Here is a 22,260-nt window from a genome sequence, read left to right as displayed (position 1 = left end):
TCATTCAAGCGCTATATTTTGGTCATCATTCAGGTCTTTTTCAAGCAAGGCTGCTACAGAGGATGCGAAATACTCGCTGTCCTCGCCCGCCCCAGCCACGCATACGCCAACGTCAGCAACCCCAGCACCAACCCGGCAAACACCGCCACCACCACCTGGCTGTAGCGCGCCAGCAGCGCCGGGAACCCCACCACTTCACGGGTCACCTGGATATCGGCGCTGCCGTCGGCATCGCGAATGCTGATCCCGCCCTGACGGATCTGCGAATAATCGGCATCGAAGTACACCCAGACCTTGCTTTCGCTCACCCCGTCGATGGCCGGCAGGTCGATGCTGCTGGTGGGCGTCGGCACCAGCGTGTCGTTGCCGGCGGCGTCGCGCACCTGCACCAGGCCCTTGGCCGGCAAGCGGATGTGCACGGCCTTGAGCGGCGCCTGGGCGGGGTTGTACAGCTCGATGAGCAGGCCGGTGCGGTGATCCACCAACCCGGCCTCGAACGGCCTGGCGAACAGGTGCAGGTACGGGGCCTGGGCCAGGTCGACCAGCTTGTCGATCTGCGGATGGCTGAGGGCGCCGGCGCCGATCTCGCTGATCTGCGAGTGCAACCGCTCATACTTGAGCAGGTCGTTGGCCTGGCTGATGCGCTCGCTGAACTGGCCCGGGTAGGTGAGATGGGCATAGGTCAGGCGTGCCTGCAGGCGGTCGTCATCGCGCAGCACCGCATAGAGCATGGCGGCGACGGCGACCAGGGCGAGCAGCCCCACCAGGGATTTACCGACTTTTTCCCAATTCACCTGAGGGTTCCTTGTTTTACGGGCGTGTCGAGAGGCAAGGCAGGCAAGGGTGCCAAGAACACCGGATTCGGGCAAGGGTTGGCTGCCTGAGGTGAAGCGGTCTTGCGTGATAGTCGGAATGTACGCTCCTACAGAGGTGGTGTTCAGCTTGATCAGCCCCGCGCCAGCAACCCCGGCACCGCCACGGCCAGCATCGCCACCCCGGACAAGGTCAGCAGCCCCAGCACGATCCGGCGAAACGCCCGCTCACTGATCCCCAGGTACAGCCGCGTGCCCAGCAGCGTCGGCACTGCCATCGCCAACACCACCACCGCGAACGCCGGCAGCAGCGCCGGGGTCACCAACCCGCTGCCCAGGTAGGTGAGCATGGTCACCGCCAGCATCGACAAGTTGAAGTTCTGGATCACCGCCCGCTGGGTATCGCGCTCGAACCCGCGCAGGGTGCACCAGAGCGTCGGCACGGTGCCGGTAAAGCCGCCGATGCCGCCCAGCACCCCGCCGACCATGCCCACCGCGCCATCGGCCAGGCGCCCGCCCTGCAGACGCGGCAGGCGCGGCGCCAGCAACATCAGTGGGCACCACACCACCAACAGCGTGCCGAACACCGCCTTGAACCACAGCATGTCCAGGTAAGGCAGCACCCACACACCCAGCGGAATCCCCGCCAGGCCACCGAGCACAAAGGGCCACAACAGCGACCAGCTGAAGCCCCGGCGCACGCTGAACACCGCGATCAACTGCCCGGTAAGGCTGCCGAATACCGTCAGCACCGCCGCCACCTTCGGTTCCAGTCCCCAGGCCCAGAACGACATGGCCACCATGCCGAAGGCAAAGCCTGACAAGCCTTGGACGAACCCGGCGACGATGGCGCCAAGGGCGATAAGGTAAAGCGGATCCATGTGGGCTCTCGGTGACGATCGAAGGCATCGGGTGGGCAGCATTCCCCACCCAGCAGTGGGTGTCCAGCCCCAGGTCTGCGGCAATACCTTGAGCGTTTCTCGCCCGCACCGCCGCAACATCTTGAAACAACTGGCGTTTGGCCATTTGCCGTTTGGCACAGCCGTTGCTGTGCCCTGTTCAAGGCACTTCGTCGCTCTTCGAGTGGCAACAGATGCCGGTCTGCACAACACGGGGCATACGGCAATGAACAAAACCGCTGCGACATCGACCCAGGTGTTCAGGTTGTCTAGCGTTACGGCACTGCTGGTCAGCCTTGGGCTGGCCAGCGCGTTCGCCGGGTCGCTCGACGACGTGGGCCAGCCACCGCCTACCGATCCTTCCGCCTACAGTGAACCGCCCGTCACGCCAGTGGCCCAGGCGGCGGCGCTGGAAGACTTGAAAACGATGCCCGAGGCCAACGAGGGCTCGCTGGAACTGACCGATGGCGTCTATGGCAACCGCGCGACGGTGACCACCAACAACGTGCTGCCCCCCGCGCTGCAGACCTCGCGCAAATACCCCACCAACGGCAAGCCCAGCCCCTTGTTCGGTGCCGAGCCGTTCACCCAGCAGTTGCTGCTGTTCGAAGAGTTCGGTCCGGAGAAACTCGACCCGGCCACCCCGCCCTACGTCATGACCTTTCCGCCGCCCGTGGTCGGCGCGGCCCCCGCCCAGGACCCCGACTACGCGGCCCGCAGCAGCCCCAACGGCAACGCCCTGGAGGCGTTCCTGACCCAGCCGGGGCTGACGCCGTTCCCGTCGCAGTACGCCAACGTGCTCGACCGCAACCCGTGGAAGGCGCAGATCGAGATGTTCCTCAACCGCAGCGGGGTCGGTTCGCCCGCCGAAGGCCGTCCGCCAGGAAAGGGCTGGTCGCACCAGCGCTGGAACGAGTTCTACCCCCAGGCCGCGTTCAAGACCGCCCAGGCCGGGGCGCGCATCAACCAGGGCCTGCGCGATCGCAAGCAGTTGCACAACTATGCCAAGGGCGAATTCGCCCCGGGCGGGCTGTACTACCAGACCTCCGACATCCCCACCACCCTGGGCACCACCAAGGGCATCGACACCCGCTTCCACCCCAAGATGCCCCTGCAGGGCCACAAGGCGCTGTGGACCTTCGACGGCACCTTTCCACCCAAGCTGCTGATGGTGCGCTACGGCCAACCGGTGCTGATGCGCCATTACAACGCCCTACCGATCGACCCTTCGGCCAACAACGGCTTTGGCCTGCATACCATCTCCACCCACGAGCACAATGGCCACTCGCCAGCCGAGAGCGACGGCTTCGCCAACGCCTACTTCTTCCCCGGCCAGTACTACGACTACCGCTGGCCGATCCAGCTGGCCGGCTACGACACCATCAACACCCGCGCCCAGGACCCGCGCGCGGCCTTCCCCTGCGCACCGGGCGAAACCCTGTTCGTCAACGACGCCTCCCCTGGCCTGAAGACCTGCGAGAACGGCAGCATCAAGATCCGCGGCGACTGGCGCGAGACCATGAGCACCCACTGGTTCCACGACCACATGCTCGATTTCACCGCGCAGAACGTCTACAAGGGCAACGCGGTAATGATGAACTACTACTCGGCCATCGACCGCGGCAACGAAGCCCTGCAGGATGGCGTCAACCTGCGCTTCCCCAGTGGCGCGGCGATGCCCTGGGGCAACCGCGACTACGACGTCAACCTGGTGATCGCCGACAAGGCCTGGGACGCCAACGGCCAGCTGTGGTTCAACCCGTTCAACACCGACGGCTTTCTCGGCGACCAGATCCTGGTCAACTGGCAGTACCAGCCCAAGCTCAAGGTGCGCGCGCGCAGCTACCGCTTCCGTATCCTCAACGGCTCGGTGTCGCGCTACTTCAAGTTTGCCGTCGTGCGTGAAATCGCCGGCAACAGTGGCGAGTTCAAGGGCCCGAGCGGTTCCAACGTCTCCTATGCCCGCGTGCCGTTCCACATGATCGCCAACGACGGCAACATCATGGAGCACGCCGTGCCATTCGACGGCACCCTGGACCTCAATGGCGACGGCAACCTGCAGGACAACAACGCCATCCTGCCGCTGCAGGGCATCGCCGAGCGCTACGACATCATCATCAATTTCGCCAGGAACGGGATCAAGGCCGGAGACAAGCTGTACTTCGTCAACCTCATGGAACACGACACCGGCAAGGGCCCGAAACAGGCCATTAGCCTGGCCGACGTGCTGTCGGAAAAGTACAAGGCGGTCATCAAGCAGACCAGCAAGGGCCCGGAATGGGATGGCGGCGACCCGGTGGTCGGCAAGTTCATGCAGTTGATCGTGCAGCCCTATACCGGCCAGGACGTCAGCATGGACCCGAGCTTGTATGAACCGGCCAAACCCGGCAAGGCCGCGGGCCTGGTGATGATTCCCCTGCCCCTGGACCGCACCAGCGCCAGCGATCAGGTCAAGCTCAGGGCCGCCCGCCACCGCGAGTTCATCTTCGGCCGCTCCGATGGCACCGACAGCGCGCCCTGGACCATCAAGACCGACGGCGGCTTCGGCTACAGCATGGACCCGCGGCGCATCAACGCCGCCCCGCAACTGGCCAACGAAGCCACCGATGGCGGTTTCAGCGGCGACGGCACCCTCGAGGTGTGGAAGATCAAGAACGGCGGCAATGGCTGGAGCCACCCGGTGCATGTGCACTTCGAGGAAGGGGTAATCCTCAGCCGTGACGGCAAGGCGCCGCCGGAATGGGAAAAATGGGCGCGCAAGGACGTCTACCGCATCGGCCCGGACGCTGATTCGTCGGAAGAAGTAGAAATGGCCATTCGCTTTCGCGAGTTCGCCGGCACCTACATGGAGCACTGCCACAACACCCAGCACGAGGACACCTCGATGCTGCTGCGCTGGGACCTGGAACACCCCGGCCAGTTCCAGATGATGCCGACGCCGCTGCCCGGCTGGGATGGCGTGGAATACGTCAACTCCGCCGCCCTGCCGACCTTTCGCACTGCCAGCAGTGGCTCCGGCAACGACGGCAACAAGCCGCCGGTGGCGGTGAACGACAGCGCCGCGACCATGGCCGGCAAACCGATCGTGCTCAACGTGCTGGCCAACGACACCGACCCCGACGGCAACCTGCCGCTGAGCATCAGCAGCCTGGCCCAGCCCGACTCCGGCCAAGGCACGGTCAGCAGCAACGGCGCGCAGCTCACCTACACCCCACCGGCCACCGTCGCCACGGCGTTCACCGCCAGCTTCACCTACGCCGCGCGCGACGCCAAGGGCCTCGAGTCGCTGGCGCCGGCCACGGTGAGCATCGCGGTCTCGCCAGCGGTGCCGATGGACGAGATCCAGGTCAGCAGCGCCACGGTGCAGTTGCGCAGCAACAACCGCTGGACCTGGGAAGTCTCCGGGACCACTTCGGTGGCCACCGGCAACAGCATCCAGGTTTCCACCAACACCACCAGCGGGCCGCTCGACCTGGGCCTGGCGCCCTTGAGCAGCAGCGGCAGCGGCGCGCGCTGGAAGCTGTCGGTGACCACCACCGGCAGCGGCCCGGCGTCACCACCGGCGGTGACGGTGAAGTCGGCATTGGGGCAGAGCGTGACGGTGCCGCTGAGTATCAAGTGACGTCGTGCAAGGGGCCGCCAGGCGGCCCTTTCATGCCAACCCAAGAGGGTCAGACCATGCCCCGCCTCTGCCGCCTGCTGCTCCTGCTGCTCACCCTCGGCCTTTCCTGGTCGCTGCCCCCCAGCCCCCGCGCAACACCCTCCACTCCCTGGGGCGCCGACTACTTTCCCAACATCCCCTTGCTCACCCAGGACGGCCAACAGGTGCGCTTTTTCGACGACCTGATCAAGGGCAAGGTGGTGGCCATCAATTTCATCTTCACCGGCTGCGGCGACTCCTGTCCGGTGGAGACCGCCCGCCTGCGCCAGGTGCAGAAGCTGCTGGGCGAGCGCGTCGGCCAGGACATCTTCATCTACTCGATCAGCATCGATCCCTTTAACGACACCCCCACCACCCTCAAGCGCTACGCCGAGAAGTTCGCCATCGGCCCGGGCTGGACCTTGCTCACCGGCGAAGCCGCCGACATCGAGCAACTGCGTCGCAGCCTCGGGTTGTACATAGAGGGCCTTGAGAATGGCCGCAGCAAGGACCACAACCTCAGCCTGATCATCGGCAACCAGGCCACCGGCCGCTGGATGAAGGCCTCGCCCTTCGAAAGCCCGTACATCCTCGCCGACCGCCTGGCCAACAGCCTGCACAACTGGAAGACCGCCAGCGCCCAGCACCACGACTACACCCAGGCCCCCGACATTCGCCCGCCCAGCGCGGGCGAACAACTGTTCAGGACCCGCTGCTCGTCGTGCCATACCCTGGGCGAGGCCGAGCCCGGCGCCACCCGAGGTATCGGTCCGGACCTGCTGGGAGTGACCCGCCAGCGTGACGAGGCCTGGCTCAAGCGCTGGCTGATGGAGCCCGACCGGATGCTGGCGGAGAAAGACCCGCTGGCGATGCTGCTGTACGCGCAGTACAACCAGCTGGCGATGCCCAACATGCGATTGGGGGAAACAGAAGTGGCGGCGCTGGTCGGCTATCTCGAAGAGGAAACGACGCGCTTGCAAGCACCATATTGAGCGACCGCAGGGGAACGCCACAGGGCAGCTGGCAATATCATGAAGCCATCAAATCGCGTTAAGCTCGCGGTATACACTCAGCCATCGCATCATTGGATCCGATGCACGCCTGCTCGCCGAGATCACAAGGAGTCTTCTCATGCCATACATCACCCAGGTCGACAGCACCCTTTGGGCGCTGATCACTCGCCTGCAGGGTCAGGAGCTGCAAACACCCCACACGCCAAGCAACGCCCGCTTCCAGGTCGACACGGTGGGTGCCGACAACCTGACGATCACCACCGGCGCCCAGGCCAGTAGCCTGACCATCAGCCGTGGGGCGTTCCAGCAAACACTGGACTATCTAGCAGCCAACGGGCACTTCGGCGTTTCCAACGCAGTCCCGGTCGCCTCAAACAAGGATCCGGCACTGGCCGGCCCGGTCTGCCTGGCGGCGCGTCTTCAGCCCAACGGCAACCCTGGGCGCATGGTCATCACCTACATCCTGCCTATTCTCGAGCACTGCCAGGCGGTCGGCATACAGCGCGCCATCACCCCGACCACGACCTGGCTTCTACCCTGAAGCCCATCTTGTCAGCGCGGCAGGACGCCAACGCGCCGCAGTTCACATGCCGCATTTTTGCCTAGAGCGACCGCCCGGATCCCCAGGCCCCGTTTTCAAGGATGTCGATGAACCCGTCAAACATCGTGCGCTACTGGCACGCCATCGAATTGTTGCAACCTCAACCCGTCCCCAAACTGAACATCCGTGACGAGGACGACATCTATCTGCCGTTCTTTCACGACATCCGCAGCCAGGACGACCCGCTGCCTTGGATGCCCGGCAGCCTGGTGGGCAAACAGAAACTGCCGGAAAAACGCGTATGGAGCCACAGCCTGTTCGCCCACCTTTACGACAGCCTGGCGGTGACTACCGCCCTGGGGGAGCGGTTTGGCGCCGACCAGGGCTACAGCGAGCCACAGTCGCGGGAAACGGCCCTGTTCGCCCTGCGCTTCAGCGCCGAAGGCATGCTGGTACCGGACAGCCTGGTGCTGTCCAGCGAAGCCTGGTTTCTTGGTTGCGTGCTTGCCGAGCGGAATTGGGAGCATGGCTTCGCCAGCGCGCAGGACGACGCCCGCCAACTGGCCTGTCAGTTGCTTGGCACCGTCGTCACCAGCGATGCGTTGCATGAACTGACCCTGGCGATTGTTCAAGCGTTGGGGCTGGAGGCATTCTTCGGCGATGCCGCTCACCGCCACAGGGTGCGCTCCACCCCGATCGATCCAGAAAAGCCTGCACCTCAGGACGATCCACTCAACAGCTTCCTGCTCGATGACCTCACTCATGTCGCATCGGCGCTGGATCGCGGCGTGTCCAGTACCGCGCTCACCCAGTACCTGCGTGAACATGCCCCAGGCCAACGGCTGCACCTGGACCAGCCGCATGCCTCGCTGCCGATCATCGAGCATCTCTATCCCCATCGCCATGCGCCGGGCTGCTGGCCGAGCGATAAGCATCTTGGCCTGGTGCACTCGCAACAGCTGGCAGTCAACAGCCTGTTGGCCGAACTCGGTGAAAGTGCTGGAGTCATGGGGGTCAACGGCCCACCAGGAACAGGCAAGACCACGCTGTTGCGCGACCTGATCGCGGCCGTGGTGACCCGCAGAGCCGATGTGCTCGCCTCGTTCGACAGGGCTTCCCAGGCCTTTCTCAACAATGGCTGCGAGGAGCTCAACGACGGCGGGCGGCCGCAGAAAGGCTACCGCCTGAACCCCGAGCTGTTCGGTTTCGAAGTGGTGGTAGCCTCGAGCAATAATGGCGCGGTGGAAAACATCACGCTGGAGCTGCCGCAGGCCGGAAAGGTCGACCCCTCCTGGCTTGGCGAAATCGATTATTTCGCTGACATCGCCACGTTGCTGATCGACCAGCCGGCCTGGGGATTGATCTCTGCGGCACTGGGCAGCAAGACCAAGCGCAAGCAGTTCGTCAGCCAGTTTTTCTACGGTGAAGCCCCCCCCAAGAAGAAAAAGGCACGAACGAGCGAAGCCGCAAACGACCTGCAGACCGCCGACGTGCTCGCTGAGCACGAAGACAGCTACACCGCGGATATCGACGTATCCGACAAGCCGACCGGTCCTCGGGGGTTCATCGGCTGGCTGAGCAACCCGGCCAACAGCATCCCCGAGAGCGAACGCCAGGCACGCTGGAAAGCGGCAAAACGTCGCTACACCGCCAGCAAGGAAGCAGCCGACGCGCTGTGTGAGCAAATCGCGGCGATCAATCAACGAATCGATGCCGTTCGTGAAAGTCGAACGGCGCTGACCTTTCAACAGGCTGAGCATGACGCTCACTGGCGCGCCCATGAGCGACTCAAGGCCGGCCAGCTAGACCACGAGAACGCGAATCTGCTGCCAGCCCGGAACCAACTGAGAAATGCGCTGGATGCCCTGGACAGCCACGTCGGCCAACGGCCCGGCATATGGCGCAATCTCGTCACCCTCGGGGGGGCGGGCCGCACATGGCGTGCGCAACGTACCTATCTGCAGCAACGCCACCAGCTTTGCAGCGACAGTTACGCCACCGCCATGAAACAGGATGCGCGCCTTTCCGAGCAGCTACAGATGCATCAACTGCAGCTCGAAGCCGTCAAGCAGCAGCTTGGGCTTGCAGAGGCTGCACTGCACACCGACGTCGAAACAGCTCGGCAACTTGCCGTCGTGGGGGGAGCCGAGCATCTGCTGCCCTGGCTGACGCAGGGGGATATTGGCCGTGGGGAGGCCATTGAGAAACTCGAGCCCTGGCAATTGAAAGGCTGGCGCCAGGCACGGGCACGGGTGTTCATCGAGGCACTCGGCCTGCACAAGACCCTGTTCCAGATCGAGGCGAAGCGCTTGAGCGCCAACCTCTACTGCATCACCCGACAACTGACAGGCAGCCAGTATCTGGGCATTTCCCAAGACCTGAGCCGGTCGATCTGGGCATCACTGTTCATGGTGGTTCCGGTCCTGAGCAGTACCTTCGCCTCGTTCGCCCGATCGTTCGGCAGCTTTGGCTGTGAAGAAATTGGCTGGCTGCTGGTGGACGAGGCCGGCCAGGCCACGCCACAGGCTGCCGTAGGCGCCCTATGGCGTGCACGCCGCGCCGTGCTGGTCGGCGATCCGCTGCAATTGCCGCCCATCGTGCCGGTATGCGATGCGGTGCTTGAGCACATGCGAAACCACTACCAGGTCGATCCGCACTGGATCTGCAATCGCCAGTCCGCCCAGTCCCTTGCCGACCTCGCCACGCGATGGGGCAAGATGCTGGGCCCAAAGGAGGCGCAGACCTGGGTAGGCCTACCACTGGTGGTCCATCGCCGCTGCGACCGTCCAATGTTCGAGATGGCAAACCGTATCGCTTATGCCGGCGCTATGGTCTATGGCACGGGCACGCCGGAACCCGCGAAAGCTACCAAGGCCAGCCTTCCCTCCGGCTGGCTGCATGCTCCCGGTCCTTCGTCAGGCAACTGGGTCCGTCAGGAAGGCATCATGCTCAAACGTCTGCTGGAACGCCTTGAGGCCGATGGTGTGCCAAAGGACGCGATCACGGTCATTACGCCGTTTCAAGACGTACGGAGCAAACTCTCGACATTCTTGCCCGCCCAGATCGTCTACGGGACCATTCATACCATGCAAGGCAAGGAAGCGCAGATCATCGTACTGCTGCTGGGCGGAAGCGCCGACAGCCAAGGTGCGCGAGATTGGGCGGTGGAAACCCCGAATCTGCTCAACGTTGCAGTCACCCGCGCCAGGGAGCGGCTGTACGTCATCGGTGACTACGATGACTGGAGCAAGCGCCGACAGTTCGAACAGATCATGACGTTGTTGCCGAAACGATCCCTGCTGCCGCTCGACAGCACGACCTCTGCCTGAGCAGCCGCGCGAACCAGGCCCGACCGATGCCGGGCCTGGCCGCACCGCCCGTGTGACACTTGACCCGCACCTGCGGCCCGCTCCATGCTCGAACGCTTCCACCCCCACGCTCAAGGAACGACCGCATGAAGCTGGAAACACTCGCCATCCACGCGGGCTTCAGCCCCGACCCGACCACCAAGGCGGTGGCCGTGCCGATCTACCAGACCACCTCGTTCGCCTTCGACGACACCCAGCACGGTGCCGACCTGTTCGACCTGAAGGTGGCCGGGAATATCTACTCGCGCATCATGAACCCCACCAACGACGTGCTCGAGCAACGCATGGCCGCCCTCGAGGGCGGCGTCGGCGCGCTGGGGGTGGCCTCGGGCATGGCCGCCATCACCTACGCCATCCAGACCGTCGCCGAGGCCGGCGACAACGTCGTCTCGGTGGCCAAGCTGTATGGCGGCACCTACAACCTGCTGGCCCACACCCTGCCGCGCATGGGCATCACCACCCGCTTCGCCGCCCACGACGACATCGCCGCCCTCGAGGCGCTGATCGACGAACGCACCAAGGCGGTGTTCTGCGAGTCGATCGGCAACCCCGCCGGCAACATCGTCGATATCGCCGCGCTGGCCGAGGCAGCCCACCGCCATGGCGTGCCGCTGATCGTCGACAACACCGTGGCCACGCCGATCCTCTGCCGCCCGTTCGAGCACGGCGCCGATATCGTGGTGCACTCGCTGACCAAGTACATCGGCGGCCACGGCACCAGCATCGGCGGCATCGTCATCGACTCGGGCAAATTCCCTTGGGCCGAGCACAAGCAGCGTTTCGCCCTGCTCAACACCCCCGACCCGTCCTATCACGGCGTCACCTACACCGAAGCCTTCGGCCCCGCCGCCTTCATTGGTCGCTGCCGCGTGGTGCCGCTGCGCAACACTGGCGCCGCGTTGTCGCCGTTCAATGCTTTCCTGATCCTGCAAGGCCTGGAGACCCTGGCCCTGCGCATGGAGCGCCATACCGAGAACGCGCTCAAGGTCGCCCGCTACCTGCAGGAGCACGACCAGGTAGCCTGGGTGAAGTACGCAGGCCTGCCGGACCACCCCGAGCACGAACTGGCCCGGCGCTACACCGGCGGCAAGCCGGCATCGATCCTGTCGTTCGGCATCAAGGGCGGCCAGGCCGCCGGGGCGCGCTTCATCGATGCGCTGCAACTGGTGGTGCGCCTGGTCAACATCGGCGACGCCAAGTCGCTGGCCTGCCACCCCGCCTCCACCACCCATCGCCAGCTCAACGACGAAGAGCTGGAAAAAGCCGGCGTGCCGCGCGACATGGTGCGCCTGTCGATCGGCATCGAGCACAGCGACGACATCATCGCCGACCTCGCCCAGGCGCTGGAGGCCAGCCGAGGCTGATTCACCTGCGCCCCACCCAATGCCGACGGCGGGCGCCCCCTTGCAGAACCGGAACCCCGCGCAATGACCCTTTTCTACCTGAAACTCGTCGTCACCCCGCTGCTGATGTGGGCCATCTCCCTCGCCTCTCGGCGCTGGGGTGGCCTGCTCGGCGGGCTGCTGTCCGGGCTGCCGATCACCTCGGCCCTGGTGATGACCTTCCTGTGCCTGGAGCAAGGCACGGGCTTCGCCCTGGGCGCGGTGCCCGGCGCACTGGGTGGGCTGGCGGCCGTGCAGGCCACCTACACCTTCTACCTGTTCGCCACGCGCAGACTCGGTATCGCCCCGGCAGTCGCGCTGTCGATATTGTTCTATGGCCTGGCGGCCTATGCCTTCACTCATTGGGGCGGGTTGTATTTGTCGATCGGCGTGGCGCTGCTGCTGATCGGCGTGCTGATTCGTGCCAGTGGCCGCGAGCCCAGGCCCGACACCCTTGCCCGCCCCCGACACCGATATTGGGAGATTCCGCTGCGCATGGTGTCCGCCACCTCGCTGCTGATGGTCACCACCAGCCTGGCCAGCTGGCTGGGGCCGGCCACCAGCGGCATGCTGGCGCCGATTCCGGTGATTGCCTGGCCGCTGGTGGTATTCGCCCATGTGCAGGGCGGCCGAGCCGGGATGGCGGCGATGGTGCGGGGCAATGCGATTGGCGCGGTGGGGGTGATCGCGTTCTACCTGGCGATGGCGGGGTTGCTGGAGCGGCTGGGGGTTGGCATGACCATCAGCCTGGCAATGGGCGTGGGTGTGATGTTGACCGTCGCGCTGGCAGCAGCTTTGCGACGATCCTGAGCCTGTGAAGGATCGTTATCCCTTGCACAGTGCCACAGACAGAACACGGGATTGGCCCTTTCAATCTCCTGGTCGCCCGAGAGCGATAGCAAACTCCCGGCGCCCCATGCACAAAGCCTTCAAGGCCTCGCCGCAGAATGTCGAAGAAGCCGCTTCGACCAGCCTGGACGCCACTAGAACCCTACATTCGAGCACCAATCTCCAGCGTGCTGGCTCCTGAGTAGCGCGACGCAGTTTGTCGCCCTCCTGGTCAAGACTACCCCCACTCCCCCAAGAGCACATGAATATGAAAAACCTGTTTGCCATCATCGGCTTTGCCGTGGTGCTGAAGAAAGGCCTCGAGTGGTACCACGAGTACAGCGAACTAAAACGCGAAAAGGCACAACGCCCATGAGCGGGGTAGCACGGGGCGAAGGCACTGCCCATGCCCTTGAATCGCCATCTAAAGCTGGCATACGGCCACCACTCAGCGTTACGATCGACAAAGCTGACGGCCGTACCCGGTCCCAGACTACTCAGAACAAGGTCGTTTTCGATGTCTCAAGCGAAGGACACGCTGCTCAGACTGTTCGCATTGCTACGTCTGATTCCTACGGAACCCCAGCGTATTGCTACCCCCACGTTGCTGGAAAAACTCCGCGATCGTGGCTTTTCAGTGACCCTGCGCTCCATCCAGCGCGACCTGAATCGCCTGTCCATCCCCTTCTCCCTGTTGTGCGATGACAGCGAGATGCCGTTCCGCTGGAGCTTCACACGCAATGCGCCACTGCAGCTGGAGGATATGGATGCTCCCACTGCCCTGGCCCTCTACCTGTCGCAGAACCACCTGCAAGTCTTGTTGCCCCAGTCGGTTCTGGATCAGCTGGGACCGCAGTTCCGCAGGGCTCGTAACTACCTGCACGGCCTGGGTGGCAACGGCCTGGCGGATTGGGCGCGCCGGGTACGCGCGCTACCCAACGGCAAGACTCTGTTGCCTGCGGCGATCGCGCCAGAGGCCTGGACGCAGGTATCTACCGCGCTGCTAGAACGTCGACAGCTGGGAGTCACCTACAGAAGCCGCAGCAAGGATGCCCTAAGGCAGTTTCGGCTGCACCCGGCAGGCCTGGTGTCCCGACATGCGATCAGCTACCTGATTGCCACCGTCGACGACTACGGCGATCTACGACAGTTCGCCTTGCACCGCATCCAGCAGATAGAGCTCCTCGAAGAACCTGCACGGTTGTACAACGCGTTCGATGTCGACGACTACATCGCCAGCGGCGTGTTCAATCTGCGCCAATCCGCTACCGAAGTGGAGCTGGTCGCCGATATCCACCCGCAGATCGCCGCCCTGCTGCGAGAGACGCCCCTCAGTCATGAGCAGGTGCTGAGCGACTTGCCTGGCCGGGACTGGAAACGCCTGCACGCGAAGGTTGCTCTAGACCGCGAGACGCTGTGGTGGATTTTCGGGCTCAACGACAACATCCATGTGCATGCTCCGCAGGTATGGGTCGAAGAGATCCGCCAACGGTTGCGTTCGATGCATGCGTTCTACCTGGATGCCTGCCCGGCCTGAGCAGTTTTGCATCACCCTCGGTTCACCGTGAGCCAAGCAGGCCACACGACAAATACCACTCCGCCAACAAAAGGACATTGCCATGCCGCTTCCACTGATTCTCGGCGCCGCCGCCCTGGTTACCGCCGCCTACGGTGCCAAGAAAGGCTACGACGGTTACCAACGCCATTCGGAGGCCGACCTGATTGTCGAGGATGCCCAGAAGCGCTATGACGCGAAGAAACAGCCCTTCGACGAACAAGAGACCAACACCACTTACGCCCTCGACAACCTGGGCAAGAAAGAACTCGAGATCGGTCAGAGCTTCGCTGAGTTCAAGACGTTGGCCGACAAGCTGATGGAACAGCTGAACACCGGCCGCCAGCACAAACTTGAAGTCAACATCCCCCGGCACAACCTGCAGAAGGTCGATGGCTACAGCTACACGGCCGTGGGTGTGCTGGGTACCGTTGCCGGCGCGGGGACCGCAGGCGCCGCAGCAGGCTTCGCCGTATACGGTGGGGTGATGGCCCTGGGCGCAGCGTCGACCGGCACCGCGATTTCTTCGCTGGCAGGTGTAGCAGCCAGTAACGCCACCCTCGCGGCCATCGGTGGAGGCTCACTGGCCACCGGAGGCCTAGGTATTGCCGGCGGTACAGCAATCCTGGGAGCTGCGGTGGCCGCACCGGTGCTGGCGATTGCTGGCTGGGCCTACAACAGCCATGGCGAAGAAGCACTGAGGAATGCCCACAAGGTCGCTCAGGAGGTGGCCGGCGCCATTGAGAAGCTCGTCCGGGCCACCGAGATGCTCAAGGAAACCGAACATTACGTGCGCAAGATCCGCCGCTCGCTGATGGCCATCTACGCCCAATTCAACCAGTACTTCGACAACCTCAAGGGCATCGACAGCTTCCTGGAGGACCTCAAGGGCCGCAATGTAGATACAGCTGCGGAGCTGGCCAAGTTCAACGACTCGATCGTACGCACCATCGAGAACGGCTACATGCTGGCCAGCATCCTGGTGAACGTCATCACCACGCCAATCTTCAAGCTCAAGAAAGCCAACGGTGAAATCGTCAAGAACGAAGACGGCGTCCCGACCATGGATCTGGACAAGGATGGCTCGATGATCCTCAACGAAAGCGAACTGGACAAGGTGATGGTCAAGGCCAGCGCCGAAGCCGACGAAGTCGAGCCGGCCTGACGCCTCAAGGGGGGGCCAACCTCCCCTGCCACTTCCCTGAATTCATGGACCTTATCATGCACGCTGCCGCAAAAGACTATCCTTGGGCCGAAGAGCTCGAAAAGACCGTGGTCAACAGCTTGGCCACCAGCTTTGGCCTGGACTTCCTGCTGTTTCAGGACAAGGACGGTGGCGATGTGAACACCATCCATAACGTCCGCAACAACATCTGGGCAACCGATGAGGAGAAGCAGAACTACGAGCAGCGTGGCGCCTATGACCCGGACCCGTACCACAGCCACGCTAATTACATCGCCACGGGCGCGCGGGACAAGTCCGTGCACCAGGCAGGCGAGCTGCACGACCCCTACCGCAACGCTACGCTCGCGCCCTCGCAAAAGCGCAACCTTGATCACGTCATCAGCGCGAAGACGATTCATGATGATGCCGGTCGCAAGCTGGCCGGGCTCGACGGCGTGATGCTGGCCAACCAGAGCAGCAACCTGCAGACCACCCACGAGAGCATCAACAAGTCCAAAGGACAGAGGCCCATCAACGATTATCTGGATGGTCTGCCTGGGCTGATTTACGAACACGAAAGGAAACTGGCCAGCAACCGCCAGCGTCTGGCCAAGCTGCCACGCGATACACCGCAAGAGCAACACCAGGCACGACAACTGGAAGACAAGATCCGCAAGGAAGCGAGCAAGATCGAAACACTCAAGGCGATCGACCCTCAGGAAATGCGCAAACGCGACGAGGCCGCCCGCGCGCCTTACAACGAGCAGATCAACCGCGCCTACTACACCAGCAGCAAGTTCTGGGAGCAGACAGCCTCTGCGTCGCTGAAGAACGGCTGGCAGATGGGCACCCGGCAGATGCTCGGCCTGGTGCTGGCCGAAGTGTGGTTCGAACTGCGTGGCCAACTGCCAGCCCTGCTCGACAAACTCAAGAACCGTTTCGACTTCGAGATCTTCATCGATAGCGTCAATGCCACACTCAAGGGCATCTGGGAGCGAGTACAGAAGCGCTTCACGGACTTTCTCATCGCCTTCAAGGATGGCGTCTTCGCCGGCATCATGGCCAGCGCCACCACCACCCTGTTCAACGTGTTCGCGACCACCAAGGTCATGGCGATCAAGATCATCCGCGAAGTCTGGAGCCAGCTGGTCAAGGCGATCAAGCTGATGATCTTCAACCCAGAAAAACTGGGCTTCGTCGAGCTGTGCAAGGCGATCACCAGCCTGATGTCACTGGGGGCTGCCACAGCGGTGGGCACCATGGCCCATACCCATTTGCTGCCACTGTGCAGCTTCCCGTTCGGCAGTGAGTTGGCCGCCTTCGCCAGCGCACTGCTCACCGGCGTGGTTACCCTCGGCCTGAACTACGTGCTACTGCACAGCCCGATGGGGCTCAAACTCTGGGCATTCGTCGAATCGATCATGCCCCATGCCGATGCAATCCAGCACTTCCAGGCGGTGAATGCAGAGCTGGATCGCTACCTCACCGAACTGAGCCTGCTCGAATTCAACCTGGATGTCGCGGAACAGGAGGCGTTCGCCCTGACACTGACGGCCTGTAACGACGAACTGCAGCGCAGCCAAATGCTGCGAGATGAAGTGGTCAAACGCGATATCGAGCTGCCCTTCGAGGCTGGCAACAGCGCCAGCACACGTCAATGGCTGGCCTCACTGATATGACGTTACCCGCCTTTCCATGCAACAAGTGTGGTTTGTGCTGCCGTAACGTGCACCTGGCCGAGGAAACCCGTTTCCTCGACCGCGGCGACGGTACCTGCCGGCACCATGACACGGCCAGCCGACAGTGCACGATCTACGCCAACCGGCCCGAGATCTGCCAGGTAGATCGGCAGTATCAACGGCATTACGCGAATACCTACACCTGGAGCGAGTTCGTCGAGGTGAACCTCCAGGTCTGTAAAGCCTTGGATGAACAGGCCAGTCGCCAGCAAATACACGCAAACCGATGACATGGACCAGAAGATGCTTCGAACCGATTACCTGAAACGTCCCATGGTCGAGCCATTCATCGAATGGCTGGCCGACAACCTGGACAACGGCACTCTCGCCCACCGCTACCACAATCGCCGTACCGGGCCCTGGCAGTGCGCCAGTCTTCATGACGCCTACCGCCAGTACACCTGGCCTGCGTCGACGGGTACCTCCTTCGATGACAACGCGGTCGACCTCGACAAGTGGAAGAGCGCCTTGCAACGCGCGCTTACCCCACGATCAGACGATACTGCTGCCTGCGCCGCGACCACTGGAGTGATGGGCTGGGGCGGTGTGCAGGCGGGCAATGTGCGCTGGCTGCACGCCAATCAGACAGGCTTGGCACAGACGCTGATCGAAGTGCGCGATGCGCTGGACTCGGGAAACATCGACACCCTTGCGCACTCGCTGCGTTTCAATGCCGGGATGACCAAGGTCTATTCGTTGCTCTGCCGAAGCCTGATCATCTACGACAGCCGTGTGGCCGCGGCGTTGGGATGGGCAGTGACCTTGTTCTGCCAGGACAGGCAACTGACGACGGTCCCGGCGGCACTGGACTTCCCCTGGGCACCGGCAAAGAACGCGCCGGACGCCGCCAATCCGAAATGGCGCAACCCTTCCAGTGCGGGGCTGGTCTTCCAGCGTTTGAAGTCCGGGGCGTTGCACGCGCAGTGGAACATGCATGCGAGCTGGCTTCTGGAAGCGGTGCTGTCACACGAGAATGCCAAGACCAGCCAGTTCGCCAGACTGCCTGCGCAAACACGACTGCGCGCTTTGGAGGCTGCACTGTTCATGATCGGTTATGACTTGCCGATCTGCGCCAGCGCTGCCCCGTCCGAGGTGAAGACAAGACGGCGCCAGGCAGTGGCAACCTTGGATGACGACTGGCATGAATGCACGACGAAAGGCCACAGCGTCAGTTTTCATTACCGCATCACCTCCAAGGGCATCAGAACCCAGCCAGGGCGGCTGTTTCCAATCGCAACGATCAACGCCACGCTTGATTACTTGCGCGCGAACCTGAAGGGAGCGCCATTTCCTTTGGCCAATCACGCCGTCAAGGCTCGCCAACCGAATGCTGCGCTTGGCCTGGGGCGTGCCTATTTCATCGCAAGCAGCGGCTGCAACCCACCCGACACCAGCAAACTGGCAGCCGTACTGGAGGACGTGCAACTGATCCAGCGAGTGAACGTGCCGGGTAATGGCAACCTGCACTGGCGCATCAGTCCAGCGTTGCTCGCCACCTCCGATGGGATCGACATCACACCTTGGATCGACGAGTTCATGGAGGCACAGTCGGAAGTCTGAATGGTTGCTGGCAGCCCTTGTCAGAACCCACCTATACAGACCTGCAATCACGCTATGAACGGCCATCCATAAATTCGATGATGGCAAACTGGCATTCCAGCAAACCTCGACAATACTGGCTCGTCACATGGATTTCCTTGCCCACACACAACAAAAGGGAATTTGCGATGAGCCAGCCCCAACCCTTGGACGTCGCCATCATCGGCGGCGGTGTCTCCGGTACCTACAGCGCCTGGCGCCTGCAACAGGCCCATGGCGACAGCCAGCGTATCCAGTTGTTCGAATATGGCGATCGCATCGGCGGGAGACTGTTCAGCGTCAAGCTGCCCGGCCTGCCCAACGTGGTCGCCGAAGTCGGTGGCATGCGCTACATGCCCGGCGCCGATGGCCATGTGATGGTCGACACGCTGGTGCAACACCTGGGCCTGCCGAGCCAGGACTTCCCCATGGGCAACGAGCAGCCCAAGGACGCGCCCATTGGCGCCAAGGACAACCTGTTCTACCTGCGTGGCCAGCGCTTCCGGTTCCGCGACTTCATCGAAGCGCCGCACAAGATCCCCTACGACCTCGGCTGGACCGAGCGCGGCTACAACCCCGAAGACCTCCAGGTCAACGTGATGAACAGCCTCTACCCCGGCTTCGACAAGCTGAGCCTGGCCGAGCAGATGCAAGTGCAGGTGTTCGGCAAGCCGATCTGGCGCTACGGCTTCTGGGACCTGCTCTACCGCGTGCTGAGCAACGAGGGCTACCAGTTCATGAAGGACGCCGGCGGCTACGAGGCCAACGTCGCCAACGCCAGCGCCGTAACCCAGCTGCCCGCCACCGAATACAGCGACGCCACCGTGTTCCGCACGCTCAAGGATGGCTTCCAGAGCCTGCCGCTGACCCTGGCCCGGCGCTTCACCGAACAGGCCGGCGGCCTGGTGCCCGCCGACCAGCGCATCCAGATGAACCGCCGCCTGGCCGCCCTGAGCTACAGCGACGACACCGAGTACCCCTACCGCCTGCACCTGCGCCACACCGAGACCGTCAACGGCAAGACCCACGACCTCGAAGGCGAGGACATCGTCCACGCCCGCCAGGTGATCCTCGCCCTGCCGCGCCGTTCGCTGGAGCTGATCGACTCGCCGCTGTTCGACGACCCGTGGCTCAAGGACAACCTCGGTTCGGTGCTGGTGCAGTCGGCGTTCAAGCTATTCCTCGCCTACGAGCAACCCTGGTGGCGCAACCTGGGCCTGGTGGCCGGACGCTCGGTCACCGACCTGCCGATCCGCCAGTGCTACTACATGGGCACCGAGTGCGAGCAGCCTGGCGGTGAACAGACCTACAACTCGCTGCTGATGGCCTCCTACAACGACATCGGCACCGTGCCGTTCTGGAAAGGCCTGGAAGACGGCCCCGAGTTCGTCGGCTACACCCCGCGCAGCCTCGAAGGCCGCATCGCCAGCGACGCCGTGGTGCCGCGCACGCAGTTCCAGATCAGCGACGAGATGGTGCGCATCGCCCAGCGCCAGGTCACTCAGCTGCACGCCCAGATCGAGCTGCCGGCCCCCTATTCGGCGGTGTACCACGCCTGGGACGCCGACCCGTACGGCGGCGGCTGGCACGAATGGAAGGCCAACTATCGCCTGGACCTGATCATCCAGAAGATGCGCCATCCGGTGCAGGACCAGCAGGTGTTCATCGTCGGCGAGGCCTACTCCTACGGTCAGGGCTGGGTCGAAGGCGCGCTGACCACCGCCGAGTCCGCGCTGCAGGAGTTTTTCGAGCTGCCCCGTCCTGACTGGCTCCCCGCCAGTTATCAGTTGCTGCCGACCCCAGCGCCGGAAGAGATCGACTACGCCACGCCGCCGATGCCCACGCATCCCTCGCAAGTGCTTGAAGGCATCACCCAGAACATCTGCGCGGGGATCAAGCCATGAGCGCCTTCACCGTTGCCGATTACCTGCTGACCCGCCTCAAGGAACTGGGCCTGGACAAGGTGTTCCAGGTTCCGGGGGACTACTGCTCGAAGTTCATGAGCGCGCTGGATGCCTTCGAGGGCATCGAAGCCGTGGGCGAGATCTACGAGATGGGCGCCGCCTACAGCGCCGACGGCTACGCCCGGGTGCACGGCCTGGGCGCGGTGTCGCTGCAGTACGGCGTGGGCACCTTCAGCGCGGTGAACGCCATCGCCGGCGCTTATGTGGAGCGCAACCCGGTGGTGGTGATTTCCGCCAGCCCCTCGACCAGCGACCGCCTCAAGGCCAATGCCCAGAACGTGCTGTTCCACCACTCCACCGGCAACTTCGAGGCCGACCGCAACGTGCTGGAGCAAGTGACCGTGGCCTGCGAGATCCTGTCCGACCCGCACCGCGCGCCGTGGCAGATCGACAACGCGCTGATCGCCGCCCTCACCCACCGCCAGCCCATCTACCTGGAGGCCTACCAGGACATCTGGGGCGCCGAGGTCAGCCGCCCCCATGGCCAGCTGACCCCGGCCCCGCGCCCGTCCAATCCCCAGGCCCTGCAAAGCCTGGTCGAAGCCAGCGTGCAACGCCTGGCGAAGGCGCGTCAGCCCCTGGTGCTGCTGGGCGTGGAGATCATCCGCTACGGCCTGCAGGACGCCGTGCAGCGCCTGATCGACAGTTGCGGCCTGCCTTTTTCCACCACCCTCGACGCCAAGACCGCGCTCGACGAGAGCCAGGCGCCGTTCATCGGCACCTACGCCGGCCCCGCCTCGCGCCCGGAAACCTCGGCCCGGGTGGATGCCTGCGACTGCATCCTGGCCATCGGCGTGATCTTCACCGACGACTACCTGGACCTGCTCAAGGCCCGCTACGGCCAGATCGTCCAGGTGAACTGCGAACTGGCCCGCGCCGGCGCCGACTACTACCCCAACGTGCGCCTGCCCGACTACGTCGACGCCCTGCTCAAGGCCCTGCAGGTGGACCTCCAGTTCCCTCGCCCGAGCGCGGCCCTGGCCGCCTCCCGCCCACTGCTTGGCAGCGGCGCGGTGCCCAGCGCGCTGAGCTACGCGAGCTTCTTCGACAGCCTGGTGAACTTCGCCCAGGAGCACCGTTTGTGGCAGAGCAGCACGCTGATCCTCGGCGAGAGCTCGTCGCTGTATGTGGCCAGCAACATCAACGGCATGCCCCGTGGCAGCTTCATCTCCGACGCCATCTGGGGCTCGCTCGGCCACGAGACCGGTTGCGCCCTGGGCGTGGCGCTGGGCAGCGACCGGCGCCCGGTGGTGGTGGCCGGCGACGGCGGGTTCATGATGGTCAGCCAGTCACTGGCGGCGTTGGCGCGCAACAAGGTCAATGCCTTGGTGTTCGTGATGAGCAACCAGGTGTATGCGATCGAGCAAGCCTTCGTCGACCCTGACGCGTTCACGCCCGAAGGTGAGTTTGCGCCGTTCGATACCCTGCCCGCGCTGGACTATACGGCGCTGGCGAGCGGGTATGGCGCACTGGGGTATCGGGTGGAGACGGTGGACCAGTTGGAACGGTTGCTGGCGCAGGTGCTGATGGTGGAGGATCGGCCGGTGCTGGTGGAGGTGAAGATTGCCGAGAAGGACTTTGCCGAGCAGATCAAACGGTTGGCCGGGGTGAGTTAAAGCTACGGAGCAGTGGTGTCAGGCATCAGCCTTGCTGGTGCCACGCCACGTACTTCCTCCAGAGAGGGTGTCAGAAATTTTGTGTTCGGGCATAACATGAGTAAGAGGTGCATGTATGCCAACCAAAAAGAAACCCTTGCGTGACCTGCCCAAAATCCCC

15 protein-coding genes are annotated in these 22,260 nt (G+C 63.6%); 13 read left to right on the top strand and 2 right to left on the bottom strand.

Going from position 1 to position 22,260, the window contains the following annotated elements; all coding sequences use genetic code 11:
* Positions 1-53: 53 nt before the first annotated feature.
* Together AC25M7_RS24815 and AC25M7_RS24810 are read right to left on the bottom strand one after the other, a co-directional pair.
* Positions 54-794 (bottom strand): hypothetical protein, encoded by a 741-nt coding sequence (locus AC25M7_RS24815; RefSeq protein WP_486971594.1) that lies wholly within the window; start codon positions 792-794, stop codon positions 54-56.
* A 152-nt stretch (positions 795-946) separates the two neighbouring features.
* Entirely contained in the window at positions 947-1,693 is a 747-nt protein-coding gene (locus AC25M7_RS24810) for a sulfite exporter TauE/SafE family protein (RefSeq protein ID WP_069017253.1), read from the bottom strand.
* 244 nt (positions 1,694-1,937) lie between these two features.
* On the opposite strand from AC25M7_RS24810, the gene AC25M7_RS24805 reads away from it, so the two are divergent.
* The 13 genes from AC25M7_RS24805 (at position 1,938) to AC25M7_RS24745 (ending at position 22,100) form a co-directional block, all read left to right on the top strand.
* Positions 1,938-5,333, top strand: coding sequence for an Ig-like domain-containing protein (locus AC25M7_RS24805; RefSeq protein WP_486971593.1), 3,396 nt, complete (start codon positions 1,938-1,940; stop codon positions 5,331-5,333).
* Between the two features lie 56 nt (positions 5,334-5,389).
* A complete protein-coding gene (locus AC25M7_RS24800) occupies positions 5,390-6,343 on the top strand; it encodes an SCO family protein (RefSeq protein WP_486971592.1) in 954 nt (317 codons plus the stop codon).
* Positions 6,344-6,482: 139 nt separating this feature from the next.
* Complete coding sequence (locus AC25M7_RS24795) at positions 6,483-6,905, top strand: hypothetical protein (RefSeq protein WP_028692015.1); 423 nt, start codon at positions 6,483-6,485, stop codon at positions 6,903-6,905.
* 107 nt (positions 6,906-7,012) lie between these two features.
* Positions 7,013-10,234: a DEAD/DEAH box helicase gene (locus tag AC25M7_RS24790; RefSeq protein ID WP_486971591.1), complete on the top strand. Its 3,222-nt coding sequence runs from the start codon at positions 7,013-7,015 to the stop codon at positions 10,232-10,234.
* Positions 10,235-10,359: 125 nt separating this feature from the next.
* On the top strand, positions 10,360-11,637 hold the full coding sequence (locus AC25M7_RS24785; RefSeq protein WP_486971590.1) for a bifunctional O-acetylhomoserine aminocarboxypropyltransferase/cysteine synthase: 1,278 nt from the start codon (positions 10,360-10,362) through the stop codon (positions 11,635-11,637).
* Between the two features lie 63 nt (positions 11,638-11,700).
* A complete protein-coding gene (locus AC25M7_RS24780; RefSeq protein ID WP_486971589.1) occupies positions 11,701-12,465 on the top strand; it encodes a hypothetical protein in 765 nt (254 codons plus the stop codon).
* A 535-nt stretch (positions 12,466-13,000) separates the two neighbouring features.
* On the top strand, positions 13,001-14,020 hold the full coding sequence (locus tag AC25M7_RS24775) for a helix-turn-helix transcriptional regulator (RefSeq protein ID WP_486971588.1): 1,020 nt from the start codon (positions 13,001-13,003) through the stop codon (positions 14,018-14,020).
* 82 nt (positions 14,021-14,102) lie between these two features.
* Positions 14,103-15,203, top strand: coding sequence for a chemotaxis protein (locus tag AC25M7_RS24770; RefSeq protein ID WP_069017807.1), 1,101 nt, complete (start codon positions 14,103-14,105; stop codon positions 15,201-15,203).
* 56 nt (positions 15,204-15,259) lie between these two features.
* Positions 15,260-16,882: a hypothetical protein gene (locus tag AC25M7_RS24765; protein ID WP_486971587.1), complete on the top strand. Its 1,623-nt coding sequence runs from the start codon at positions 15,260-15,262 to the stop codon at positions 16,880-16,882.
* A complete protein-coding gene (locus AC25M7_RS24760) occupies positions 16,861-17,172 on the top strand; it encodes a YkgJ family cysteine cluster protein (RefSeq protein WP_330104839.1) in 312 nt (103 codons plus the stop codon). Before AC25M7_RS24765 ends, AC25M7_RS24760 begins: the two co-directional genes overlap by 22 nt.
* Positions 17,173-17,185: 13 nt before the next feature.
* Positions 17,186-18,502: a hypothetical protein gene (locus tag AC25M7_RS24755; RefSeq protein ID WP_486971586.1), complete on the top strand. Its 1,317-nt coding sequence runs from the start codon at positions 17,186-17,188 to the stop codon at positions 18,500-18,502.
* A gap of 167 nt (positions 18,503-18,669) precedes the next feature.
* The gene (locus AC25M7_RS24750) at positions 18,670-20,424 is read left to right on the top strand and encodes a flavin monoamine oxidase family protein (protein WP_213883670.1); all 1,755 of its coding nucleotides are present in this window, start codon (positions 18,670-18,672) and stop codon (positions 20,422-20,424) included.
* Positions 20,421-22,100, top strand: a complete 1,680-nt coding sequence (locus tag AC25M7_RS24745; RefSeq protein ID WP_280093534.1) for an alpha-keto acid decarboxylase family protein — start codon at positions 20,421-20,423, stop codon at positions 22,098-22,100. Before AC25M7_RS24750 ends, AC25M7_RS24745 begins: the two co-directional genes overlap by 4 nt.
* The last annotated feature ends 160 nt before the right edge of the window (positions 22,101-22,260 follow it).

This window comes from Pseudomonas sp. P106(2024) (assembly GCF_057480815.1).
This window is presented reverse-complemented; position numbering and strand designations above follow the sequence as displayed.